The organism is Gardnerella piotii (assembly GCF_003397585.1).
Lineage (GTDB): Bacteria > Actinomycetota > Actinomycetes > Actinomycetales > Bifidobacteriaceae > Bifidobacterium > Bifidobacterium piotii.
The window spans coordinates 837,927-849,967 of sequence record NZ_QJUV01000001.1 but is presented as its reverse complement, the minus strand read 5'-3'; the positions used below and the strand labels follow the sequence as shown (position 1 = coordinate 849,967).

Genomic DNA, 12,041 nt, shown 5'->3' with positions numbered 1-12,041 from the left:
AATGTAAAAATGGACTTGCGTGTTTAACGCGTGAGTCCATTTTTGTTTGCAACATATTGTTTGAGCAGATAAACTATTAATCACAATGCATACAGGGAGGCTGCGTTAAATGGACAACACTTTTGAATTGTCCGCTGCAAAGATGCGCGAACACGGTATGAGCGAAGTTGCTATTAGCCAATTTGAACGTCTTTATAAAGTGTGGAATGAAGATAAAACTGGCGGATTTATTCGCGAAAACGCAGTAGAACCTATTAAGACTGTGCCAAATTTTCATGAGATTTATGAAACAATTGATCACAATAAAGCAGTTAACGCGTTTTCAAAAACAGCATTTATTAAGCTAAATGGTGGTCTTGGAACGTCAATGGGATTGTCTTGTGCAAAGTCGCTATTGCCAGTTAGAAGACATAAAGCTCGTCAAATGAGATTTATTGATATTATAATTGGCCAAGTTCTTACAGCGCGCCAACGTTTAGGCGTTGATTTGCCTTTGGTTTTTATGAACTCTTTTCGAACGTCTAAAGATACGTTACAAGTATTAAAGCGTACAAAAAAGTTTTCTCAAGAAAATATTCCTGTTGAAATTATTCAGCATCAAGAGCCAAAGCTTCTAGAAGAAACGGGGGAGCCTGTTTCTTGTTCTAAAGATAGCAGTTTAGAATGGTGTCCTCCAGGCCATGGCGACATTTTCTCTACTATTTGGGAATCTGGATTGCTGGATATTCTAAAGAAAAATGGCATTAAATACTTGTTTATTTCTAACTCCGACAATTTAGGTGCAAGACCCTCTAGAACTCTTGCTCAGCATTTTGAAAATACTGGTGCTTCAATCATGATTGAGGTTGCTAAGCGTACTCAAGCAGACCGTAAAGGCGGTCATATTGTTAGAAGTCTTGAAACTGGCAGAATGATGCTTCGAGAAATGACTCAGGTTGCCGCAGAAGATAGGCGAAGTGCGCAAAGCATTAATAAACATCCTTATTTTAATACTAATAATATTTGGATTCGCGTTGATGCTTTGCAAAAGATTCTTAAAAAATATAAAGGTGTGCTTCCTCTTCCAGTTATTTGCAATCACAAGACTGTTGACCCAACTGATGATTCAAGCGAAAAAGTGATTCAGCTTGAAACTGCTATGGGTTCCGCTGTTTCGCTTTTTGACGATGCGATTTGTGTTGAGGTTGATAGAATGCGATTTTTGCCTGTAAAGACTACTAACGATTTGTTTATAATGCGTTCTGACCGCTTCCATCTTACAGATTCTTACGAGATGGAAGATGGCAATTACATATTTCCAGATGTGGATTTAGATCCACGATTCTACAAAACTATTGATGATTTTAACGAAAGATTCCCGTATTCTGTTCCAGCTTTGGCTGCTGCAAAATCCGTTACGATTCGAGGCGATTGGACTTTTGGAAGCCAAGTTTCTATGTTTGCGGATGCTATTTTAGAAGATACAGGGGAGCCAAGTTACGTTCCAAATGGCGAATTTGTGGGTCCGCAGGGCATTGAGCCAGACGAGTGGGTGTAGTCACAAAATAAATTCATTCGGGCGTGTCGTGTGGAAAATGGCCTTATTTCAACGTTTTTATAGTGTTGATTATTGTATTTTCAAGAAATTTGATGACTTTTTTTGAAAATGTCCACACGTATGGCAAAACACCATTAAAATAGTTAAGGTGTGTGTTGAGAATTTAGCGTTTTTCGCATGTTTTTAACACAAAGTGAAATTACAAAGAAACGATACGTGAGGACAAATGGCAGAAGGAAGTAACGGAAGACGTCGTTTTTCCGATAAGTGGGGCAAACACGAGCTTGATGTACTGGCTGTGTTGTCTTCCGCATTTCCACAATGGCTGACTTCGCGTCAGATTGCGCAACGAGTTAAGGCTTATGCCGATTCTTATGGAGAGCTTGCCGATCAAGCTGCAAAGGCTGCGTTTGCAAAGCAATTCCAAAGAGATCGTGCCAAGCTTGCAGCTATGGGTATTGCGATTGAATCTCGCCAGCCTGAATATTCTTCAAAGTCTGAAGGCCAAGATTTTGCATCCTACAGGTTGCAACTTGGTGACGAACCACGCGTGCGTATTCGTTTTGAACAAGAAGAGCTTCCTGTTCTTGCGGCTGCTAATTATTTAGCTCGTTCTATGTCGATTTCTTCTTCTGAATCACGCAAAGTAGATCAGCAACATTCTTCTGCGTCTCGTACTGCTCCGCGCGTTCCTCAAACGCCTATTCCTGGCTTGGGCTTAGATTCGATTGCTCCAGGGCTTGGAACTCAAACAATTCCAGACGCATTGGTTAAGGTTATTGATTCTAGAAGATTTGCAGCAACTGTTGACGTTGATGGTGAACATTTGAACGTTGCATACACTGATTCCGACGATTTAGCAATGTTTGTTCTTGAGCATCCAGGTTCTTGCGTTGTAAGCCCTCAAGAAGCGGTTGATGCTTTCCATAGAAGACTTAATGCTGCTACGCAATTCGTTGAATGCGACGAGAATTACGCTGATCAAAGCGTTGATTCTGCACGTTCTAATGCGGAAGATAATCAAGATCTTTCGGAAAACGAGCCAGACAAGTCTCGTCAAAAAAAGACGTCTTTCCAAACGGGAAGTGAAGTAGATCGCAGACTTCGACTAATGCTCTTCCTTTCTGCTCATCTTGGAGAAGAATTCCCACTAAATGAGCTTGCTGTAAGATTTATTGGCAAACCTAAGAATGACGATGAGCTTCGTAGATTTGTTGCGATTTTGCATAAAGACATTAATACGCTTACTACCGTTTCCGACGATGGAGAGATGGCAGGTAGCCAATTCTTCGATATTGATTGGTCGCTTTTAGAAACGGAAGGTATTGTTTCCGCAACTAACTCGCTGGGTCTTGAGCGTTTAGCAGGAGTTTCTCAACAGTATATGAGTATGCTTACTGCTTCTATCAATTACCTTGCGCATTCTCCTCTTTTGCCTGTTGAACAAAGAGATCAAGCCAAAGCGCTTTACATGCGTTTGCGTAGACATGTTAGCCCTGGTGAGACTCCTTGGCTTAGCCTTACTGGTTACGAGGTGGAGCCTAGAAATTGTTCCGTTGTTCGCAGTGCGATTAGCGCTAACGCATTAATCGACATGGAGTACACTGACGGCGCTGGTAGAACTCGCAGAAAGATTGTTGCTCCTTCTAAGATTTTTGTTGACGAAGGCGTGTACTACGTTGCTGTTTGGACAGATGTTGAGAATCAAACTCCACAAGATAAGCGTAGTTTTGTTGCAAAAGACACTTCGATTAATAAAGCGAACGGTTTGCCTAGAATTTGGCAGGTTTTGCGCGTTGCAAGAATTGAGCGTGCAGAAGTTGTTAAGCCTATTTGTTCTGTAGAAATTCCAGATGTTCCAGTTAGTGAACTTAGAAAATGGAGTTTTGACAATGGCACTCAAACATGCTTTATTACAGATGAGCCAGATTTGAACTTCTTAAAGAGTCTTTCTGGAGCTACCATCGAGCCTTGTGGGGCTGGTGTTAAGGTTCACTTAACGGTTTCTTCCGACTCCTGGTTTGTTGCATTTTGCATTGCCCACGCTCGTCATATTAAAGCTGTTTCTCCAGAGACTTTGCGCACTATGATTATTGCTCGAGCACAGCGAGAATTAAGCGTTAATAATAGCGATTTCCAAAACGTGGAGAATTAAAATGCCATGGTGGATTTGGCTTTTATTAATTCTTTTTATGCTATGCATGATTGGTGCAGGGCTTGCGTACGCACTTAAATGCGCGTATAAGATTTTAACGAATTGCACTAGTTTTTCCACTAAGGTTTATTCTTGTTTTGAAAAGTTGCAAAACGGTGATGATTCGTTGAAAAAGAATTCATATCCATTTTTTACGCGTCCGATTAGCGATGCTGCGCAATGTGTAGAAGAGGCTCGCATTCGAGTTTTAAGACGCAGAGAAAAAGTAGGGGATTCTCATAGGACTGTTTGGCAGCATTGGAATAATGTGTCTTTGCGTAAGGAAGATATTGACAATCCAATTTTTAAGGAATCTAAAGAAACTAAAGGAAACTAACGAATAGTTTATGACTACGCTCCCATTATCTCCGTCGCAACGATTTAGTGCGTTTCGCAAGACTTTGCAGCATTCTAAATCAATGGCTGCAAAATTTGAAAGCTCTTTAAGTTTTGACTTGGATGATTTTCAACTTGAAGCAATTGATGCTCTAGAAAATGGAGATAATGTTCTTGTTGCTGCTCCTACAGGCGCTGGTAAAACGGTTGTAGCAGATTTTGCTGTTTTTTTGGGCGTTAATCGTGGTGTTAAAACCTTCTATACAACTCCAATCAAGGCTCTTAGCAACCAAAAATATCATGATTTTTGTGAAGTTTATGGCTCTAATAAAGTTGGTCTTTTAACAGGAGACACGTCTGTTAACAGTGAAGCAGATATTGTTGTTATGACAACAGAAGTCTTACGCAATATGCTTTATGAGCGTTCAATAACACTTAATTCTCTTGGATTTGTTGTTTTAGACGAGGTGCATTATTTAGCAGATAAATTCCGAGGAGCAGTTTGGGAAGAAGTTATTATTCATCTTCCGCAAAGTGTTAAAATTATTGGACTTTCGGCAACTGTTTCTAATGTTGAAGATTTTAGCGCATGGATTTCTTCTGTTCGCGGAAACACTCATTTAATTGTTGATGAGCATAGGCCTGTTCCTCTTGAACGTCATGTTATTATTCAAAAAGATGGCCAAACAGAGCCAGAGCTTCTTAATCTTTACGATACAGACAAAAATGGTAATGCAACGAATCGTGTAAATCTTGCTTTAACTAGAAAGTTAAGCCAGTTGGAAAACGCTGCTTTGCGCAAAAAATCTTCTTATTTAAGTAAAGATAAGCGTTCTTATAAAGGTAAGTTTTCTAGAAGAAAATCGCGAGATCGTTCTAGTGATTTACAAAAAAATTCCAAGTCGTCTTTAACTGTTCGTCATACTCCTAAAAGATGGGCTGTTATTGACGAGCTTGATTATCTTAATATGCTTCCTGGGATTTACTTTATTTTCTCACGTTCTGGTTGTGATCAAGCTGTTCAGCAATGCTTAAACGCTGGTCTAGCTCTTACCAGCGATGAAGAGATGTACGAGATTCGTAGAATTGTTGATTCAATGATCTCGCAAAATAAGCTTTCTAAAAGTGACTTAAAAGCTCTTAGATTTGAACGCTTTAGATATGCTCTTGAACAAGGATTCGCGGCTCATCACGCAGGCATGATTGCGATTTTTAGGCATATTGTTGAAACTCTTTTTGAGCGTGGTCTTATTAAGATTATTTTTGCTACAGAAACGCTTGCTTTAGGCTTAAATATGCCAGCTAGAAGCGTTGTTGTAGAAAAGCTAGTTAAGTATGATGGCACAGGTCATGTTCCTCTTACTCCTGGAGAGTTTACTCAACTTACTGGCCGAGCTGGCAGGCGTGGAATTGACGATATTGGTCATGCTGTTTTAATAGACAATCCTGATTTTGACCCAGCTAAAGCGGCTTCTCTTTCTAGCAAGCGTGTTTATCCTCTTCACTCTAGCTTTGTTCCAACTTTTAACATGGCTGTTAATCTTCTTAATAATAGCGATGCAAAAACAGCTCGAGTAACACTTAGCAGCTCGTTTGCGCAATGGGAAGCAAATGCTTCTGCAACGCGCCTTTTGAGTCGTATTGAAGAGCTTCAAGAGGCGATTAGTGGCTATGAGCAAGCTTTCCATTGTTCTAATGGCGATTTTGCTGAGTTTATGACTCTTAGAATGCGCCTTAAAGACGCTCAACATGATCAGCGTAGAAAACTTAAGCATACGCTGTTTTCCAGCGATTTAGAGCGTTCAAATGCATTCAAAGAGTTAGATAACAAAATTGCTAGCTTGCGCATTCAAGAAAGAAACCATCCTTGTGCAAATTGCCCAGATATTCAAAACCATTTACATTGGGGATATTATTGGGCTAGAGAAACAAAAGAGCTAAATCAAGTTAAAGAGCGTTATAATTCTAGAACTGGTTCTGTTGCAAGATGTTTTGACAACATTTGTAATGTTTTATGTAGTTTGGATTACTTAAAACAAACAGGTAATACGTTTGTTTTGACTAATAAGGGTCAGCTTCTTAGACGACTTTATAACGAGCTTGATGTTGTTTTTGCGCAAGCTATTTGCGAAGGTATTTTTAACGATTTAACTCCTATTGAGCTGTTGAGTTGCGTATCTTCTTTGGTTTATGAGTCTAGAGGCCCAGTGGGATCAGAGCCAAGAAGATATCCTGGTGGATTAGACGGCGCTGTATTCAATACTGTTTCTAGATTAAAAGAATTGTTTATGCGCATAAGCAATATGTGCTTAAACAATCATCTTGATGCGTTGAAATCGCTGGATTTTGGCGCAGTAGACCTTATATATGATTGGGCGCAAGGCGCTGACTTGCTTGATATTTTGCAAAATACGGATATTACGGGTGGAGATTTTGTGCGCTTTGCTAAAAGACTTATAGACTTGCTTAATCAGCTTGCTGTTCTTAGCGATTATTTAAGAATTTTGCCTAATGTAGACGATTCTTTAGCACACAAAGCATATGAAGCAGTTCAAATAATTAATCGTGGGGTAGTAGCCTATTGTGATGTTTAGTATGCGTGCAATGGAATGCATGAACCTTAATGAACCTTGTGTAGTCCGTGCAATTCGCTAGCTTTATAATGGAAACTAAAAGGAGAATATAATATGGCAGAACGCAGTTTACGTGGTATGAGCATTGGTGCAAAGTCGCTAGAATCCGACGATAATGTTGATTTTGCAGCTCGTAATGATGTTACATATGTTTGTCCTAAAGGGCATAGGACTATTCTCCCTCTTGCTCAAGGTGCAGAAGTTCCAGAAGAATGGGAATGCCGTTGCGGTGCTTTAGCACATAAAGAAGGCGACGCAGATAGGCCAGATGATGATTTTAATAAGCCAACTCGAACTCATTGGGATATGCTTTTAGAGCGTAGAAGCGAAGAAGAGCTAAAAGCTTTGCTTGATAAGCGCTTGAAAATGCATCACGAAGGTTGGATTCCTGATTACGAGTAGTCTTTGATGTGTAGTTTTACTTTAATTTTGTGATTAATCACTAATATTAATTATTTAATTTAGGATTTTAGGGAAAACTCCATGAAAGTTGTTTTGCTTGATTTAGATGGCACTTTGACTCAATCTCATATGGGAATTATTGCGTGTGCTAAAAGAGCTATGAGCGATTTAGGCATGCAAATTCCAGACGATGAAGAGATGATGCGCTTTGTAGGACCATCTATTCTTGAATCTTTTCAACGAAATGGCATGCCAGAAGATTTGCAATTAGAAGGCGTAAAGTTGTATCGAAAGTATTATTCCGAAGTTGCAACTTTTACAGATCAGAAAAATCCTAGTGGTAGTAAAATCACTGGAAGTCTTTTGAATAAGGTTTACGAAGGTATTCCAGAACAATTAAAGAAACTACGTGAATCTGGATATTATCTTGCTACAGCATCTTGCAAGCCAGAATATCAAGTTAAGCCTATTTGTGATTATTTTGGTTTAACAGATTTAATTGATGGAATTTACGGCGCAAGTGCCGATATGTCTAGAATTAAAAAAGACCAAGTTATTCGCTATGTTTTGAAAAATATTGGTTTTGACTATTCGCTAGACAAAGCATTAATGGTTGGCGACCGATGGACGGACGCAGATGGTGCTTTAGCATGCTACATTGATTGTCTTGGTTGCGCTTGGGGCTACGCAGAGCCTGGTGAGCTTAAAAAGCACGGTGCTTATAGGATTATTGACAATGTTTGTGATTTGAGCATTGCTATTGATGAATATTTTGATAATACTTTGCGCAAATAGTATTTCTATATAAAAATAATTCTATATAAGTATCCGATAATGTACGTTATGTCAGATTTGTTATAAATCACGAATACAACACACTAAATAAGAATTAGAATCAGCACACCACTTTCATTTTTTATTATTCATTATTTTTTTTTATTCTTAATATTTCAATATTTTCAATATGATATAAAAATTTTATGTTTTAAGATTCTTTAGTTTTAAGATTCTTTAGATAAATCAGCTCGTACTTGCTTAACAATGCATCCAACTGCGATTGCAAAAACAGCTGAGCCGCCTTCGAGCATGCTAAACATGTTTTCTTGATTATTGTTACATTCCATAACAGATTGACCATCGCAAATTATTGTCATGCGCTCAAGATGATTAACACTATAACAATTCAAAAAAACTATAGCTGTTGTAACGTTTGTAAGATTTACACCAGCGTCTAAAAGTCGCTTAGCAACCGCCATAATAGAAATATCTTTGAAAGAATATAAACGCCTAGATCCAGACCCGTGTGAAGGATTAATCGAAGGCATAATAATGCTTTTTCTAGCCCAATAATCAAGTTGCCTATAGGTTATTCCAGCAATCTTCATTGCAACGCTTCCGCGATATCCAACGGACTCTTCTCCATCGCTAGAAAAAGAAAACAACTCCCCCTGCACTGGCTGATTATTAGATTCATCAAAATCGGCCAGCGCATTCTTTTTAGAAGAGTTTTTCAATACCATTATTGTTTATTGTGTTTATTGTGTTTATCGCTATCGTTTACTAACAGCACTTTGCGTAAAGAACATTAAGCGATATTTGCCAATCATAATCTCATCGCCATTATTAAGAACTGCTTCATCAACTCGATTACGATTAACATATGTTCCGTTTAAGCTGCCCGCATCTGCAATGCTAAAAACGTTCCCATTCCTTCTAAAAACAGCATGCGCTCTAGAAACAGTAGAATCGTCAAGCATAATATCTGCTCTAGAATCACGCCCAACCGATACAACATCTTCGTCTAACAAATAACGAGACCCAGAAACTGCTCCACGCGTAGAAATAAGCAAAGCGGTGCCTGGCAGCAGTTTTGCTATTGTGTCTAAATCATCCTGTTTTAGTGGACGGTCTGCGTTCGAGTTTATTGGAATAGTTATTGCTGGCATGCCAATAATGGTTGTTTCGCCAGCTGTAGGAATAGGTTCAGTCATAATTGCTATTTTACCTTCTTATTCGACCGGTTTTGCGTATTGGTACTGTTTTGGTTCGCGTGTTGAACGAATCTCAACCTCTTCAGGCGTTGAAACGTATACGGAAGCGCCAAATTTAACTTTTAATCTAGATCCAACTCCCCCTGCAATATTTACGGCGTTTTGCAAATTTTGCGCATCGCCAATCGCCTTAACTATGTAAGGAGGATTTATCTCAATTCCATCGCACAGCAATCCATGCTTAGTGTCGGAAATATAAGTAGAAGTAACAATGCGAATATCATTAATAGACATAACTTCCACGCCAGCGTTGCGAAGCTCCTCTATAAGTTGAAACATGGTTGCAGCATCTACACGCTCTTTTTCTCCAGCTGTAATATGAATAATTACACCTTTTCCGATTGCTGGAAGTCTACCAGAAATCAAGCCGCTTGTTTGCGAATTTTGCTTAGCAATTCTAGCAGCTTCTTCTTGCTTATTAACAGATGCTTTTAGAGAATTAAGCTGACTTGTTAATTCAAACTTTCGCTGCTCAAGATTTTGTATTTGAGAATTAGTTTCCGTGATCAATCGCGTAAGCTCATCTTCGCTCATAGTTTGATACACAAGAGCACTTCGATTTACTTGAATCATGTATGCAAAGCTAAGAAGTGCGCAAAGAAGCATAACAAGCAAGCCTGTTAAAATGCGCGTTCTAGTAACATGACCTTGCAAAGATGGCTTATTTTTGCGCTTAACGATTGGGAAGGAACCCGTTTGCGTGCGGTCGCTTTCTCGATCTTTAGCATGCTGGCGATGAAGCCGTTTAACAATATTGTCTACATTTTTATCAATATTATTATCGCTTAATTCATTGTTTTTTATACTGTTTTTTGAAGTATTCGCAAGTGGATGTTTCATATTATCCCCTGAATCTATCCCCTAAATATAAAACGACGAATTGCAGAAACGTTAGAGAAGATTCGTATTCCTAAAACAACAATAACAGCTGTTTGCAATTGTGCACCAACTCCAAGCTGGTTGCCAAGCAAAACTAAAAGCGTTGCAGCAATAACATTTGAGAAGAACGAAATAACAAACACTTTGTCGGAAAAGCTGCGCTCAAAATAAGCTCTAGCAGCGCCAAGAAGAGCATCTAGTGCAGCAAGCACCATGATTGGCAAATACGGTTGAATAACCACTGGAATATCTGGATGCACAACAATGCCAATAAGTGCTCCTAAAATCAATCCAAGAATAGCTGTCATAACCTATTTCCTATCTTTCCTATCTTCTACTAGTCAACTCTTTTGCAAAATTGACTTCTCCCGTTCCAGCTGCCGACAACTTTAAGTTATTAGTAGCTGAAACTTGTGGATTAATACCAGCATTTGTAAGAGAAGTAAACCATTCAGAATGCTTTTGAGAATTTAACTTTTCAATAAGGCTAGAGCTGTCTCCTATTGCCTCAATCGTATACGGGCTTTGAGTTTGATTAACACCAACAAGAATTGTGGATCCTGCAGTACGAATTGATGTTTGAGAGCCAATCCTGTATCCGTTAACTGATATTGCTTCCGCTCCAGCATCCCAAAGAATGGAAACAAAGATTTGAATATCCCTATCGCTAACAACCTTGATTCTAGCGCCTTTAGACATTTCTCTAGGAAGAGAACCATTAGAAACATCGTTACTTGCAGAAATAGGATTTGCAATAGTTAAAACAACACCAGGCCCATATACAGCGTGAGTACCATTAGTCATGTTGTCGGATTTATCAACTTGATTTTCGTACGGAGTGTTAATTCTTTTAGACTCTTTGTCTACACTAGCGCGAAGCTTTGCAACTTCTTTAACAAGATTATCGAATCTGCTTGCGTGAGTCGTAAGCTCGTTTGCTAAAGATACGCGTATAGCTTTACGCGAATCAGCGTGTAGTTTACGTACAAATTGGCTACCAACAGTGCCAACAGCAATGCAAATTAAAAAAACAATTATTCTTGTAATCCAAAGACTAATCTTGCTAACATTTTGCCTATTTAGTCTAGAATCCATAAAAAGCGGATCCACTGGCCTGTTGCTTAAATCATCTATTAGCCTAAGAGAATAATCTTCAAGCCTACGACGCCTATCTCGATGCGACGAAAAAGTATACGATGAATTTGTAACGTGATGAGCGCCTAAATTAAACACGGATTTAGAAAATACTGCTCTGCGCTTAGAAAACAAAACAACAGTTGGAGCAGGAAAAGACTCTGGAGCTTTGCCACTAGAGGCATAATCTCCACTTTGATTTAGATTAGAAGTCTTTTCCACCATGATTCATCCGTTGTTATTGATTAGTTTTCAAAAATCGTAAGAATTATTTAGCCTTTTTTATTAGTAGCTTATAGGCTTGTATGCAATATAATATTCCCGCAAACCAATAAAGCGTTATTCCCCAAATCGCACATGCAATTGCAGCAGCATATAGAATAAGCATTGGCTCTGTTGCAATCGCGAAAACAATCATAAATAGAACAATAGTTACCATTAGCAATGCTGTTCCAGTTTTGCCCATAAAATTAACAGGCAAAGGGCCATAGTCGAATTGTGCAAGAATCACAATTAAAATTGCCATTATTGCGTCTCGCAAAACAACTAAAGCTAATGCCCACCAAGGTATAATCTTTGCAAATGCTAAAGCTAATGTGCTGCAAACTATAAGAAGCCTATCTGCAATAGGGTCTAGAATCTGACCTAATTTGCTAACTTGATTAAAAGTTCTTGCAATATAACCGTCAATACAATCAGAAAGTGCAGCTATTGCAAGAACAATTAAAGCAGGCCACATTTTGTGTTGCGCAATTAAAACAGCAAGATAAGGTATTGAGCATATTCTTAAAAAGCTAATAACATTAGGCACAGTAAGAACTCGATTAAGCGCTTCAGGACTGTATTCCTGACTATAAACGAATTTGACCATACCT

12 protein-coding genes are annotated in these 12,041 nt (G+C 38.8%); 6 read left to right on the top strand and 6 right to left on the bottom strand.

Annotated elements, in window-relative coordinates:
* Window positions 1–109: 109 nt before the first annotated feature.
* The 6 genes from D0T20_RS03805 (at window position 110) to D0T20_RS03780 (ending at window position 7,897) form a co-directional block, all read left to right on the top strand.
* Window positions 110–1,537 carry a UTP--glucose-1-phosphate uridylyltransferase gene (locus D0T20_RS03805; RefSeq protein ID WP_116438431.1) on the top strand — a complete coding sequence of 476 codons (1,428 nt, stop codon included), beginning with the start codon at window positions 110–112 and terminating at the stop codon, window positions 1,535–1,537.
* Between the two features lie 226 nt (window positions 1,538–1,763).
* A complete protein-coding gene (locus D0T20_RS03800) occupies window positions 1,764–3,692 on the top strand; it encodes a helix-turn-helix transcriptional regulator (RefSeq protein ID WP_016840167.1) in 1,929 nt (642 codons plus the stop codon).
* A 1-nt stretch (window position 3,693) separates the two neighbouring features.
* On the top strand, window positions 3,694–4,068 hold the full coding sequence (locus D0T20_RS03795) for a hypothetical protein (protein ID WP_116438430.1): 375 nt from the start codon (window positions 3,694–3,696) through the stop codon (window positions 4,066–4,068).
* A gap of 10 nt (window positions 4,069–4,078) precedes the next feature.
* The gene (locus tag D0T20_RS03790) at window positions 4,079–6,661 is read left to right on the top strand and encodes a DEAD/DEAH box helicase (RefSeq protein WP_240320594.1); all 2,583 of its coding nucleotides are present in this window, start codon (window positions 4,079–4,081) and stop codon (window positions 6,659–6,661) included.
* Between the two features lie 93 nt (window positions 6,662–6,754).
* Window positions 6,755–7,102: an RNA polymerase-binding protein RbpA gene (locus tag D0T20_RS03785; protein ID WP_004130843.1), complete on the top strand. Its 348-nt coding sequence runs from the start codon at window positions 6,755–6,757 to the stop codon at window positions 7,100–7,102.
* 81 nt (window positions 7,103–7,183) lie between these two features.
* Entirely contained in the window at window positions 7,184–7,897 is a 714-nt protein-coding gene (locus D0T20_RS03780; protein WP_116438429.1) for an HAD hydrolase-like protein, read from the top strand.
* A 206-nt stretch (window positions 7,898–8,103) separates the two neighbouring features.
* Here the strand turns inward: D0T20_RS03780 and D0T20_RS03775 are convergent, their stop codons facing one another.
* Genes D0T20_RS03775 through D0T20_RS03750 form a run of 6 tightly spaced genes read right to left on the bottom strand, consistent with a single transcriptional unit; the run spans window position 8,104 to window position 12,037 of the window.
* Window positions 8,104–8,622, bottom strand: coding sequence for a MerR family transcriptional regulator (locus D0T20_RS03775; protein WP_016840163.1), 519 nt, complete (start codon window positions 8,620–8,622; stop codon window positions 8,104–8,106).
* 30 nt (window positions 8,623–8,652) lie between these two features.
* Window positions 8,653–9,093 carry an FHA domain-containing protein gene (locus D0T20_RS03770; RefSeq protein WP_016635312.1) on the bottom strand — a complete coding sequence of 147 codons (441 nt, stop codon included), beginning with the start codon at window positions 9,091–9,093 and terminating at the stop codon, window positions 8,653–8,655.
* Window positions 9,094–9,111: 18 nt separating this feature from the next.
* Entirely contained in the window at window positions 9,112–9,993 is an 882-nt protein-coding gene (locus D0T20_RS03765) for a DUF881 domain-containing protein (RefSeq protein ID WP_116438428.1), read from the bottom strand.
* A gap of 14 nt (window positions 9,994–10,007) precedes the next feature.
* Window positions 10,008–10,340 (bottom strand): small basic family protein, encoded by a 333-nt coding sequence (locus D0T20_RS03760; RefSeq protein ID WP_004130859.1) that lies wholly within the window; start codon window positions 10,338–10,340, stop codon window positions 10,008–10,010.
* A gap of 19 nt (window positions 10,341–10,359) precedes the next feature.
* Window positions 10,360–11,391 carry a DUF881 domain-containing protein gene (locus D0T20_RS03755; protein ID WP_116438427.1) on the bottom strand — a complete coding sequence of 344 codons (1,032 nt, stop codon included), beginning with the start codon at window positions 11,389–11,391 and terminating at the stop codon, window positions 10,360–10,362.
* Between the two features lie 43 nt (window positions 11,392–11,434).
* Window positions 11,435–12,037 (bottom strand): CDP-alcohol phosphatidyltransferase family protein, encoded by a 603-nt coding sequence (locus D0T20_RS03750; protein ID WP_116438426.1) that lies wholly within the window; start codon window positions 12,035–12,037, stop codon window positions 11,435–11,437.
* Window positions 12,038–12,041: the final 4 nt, after the last annotated feature.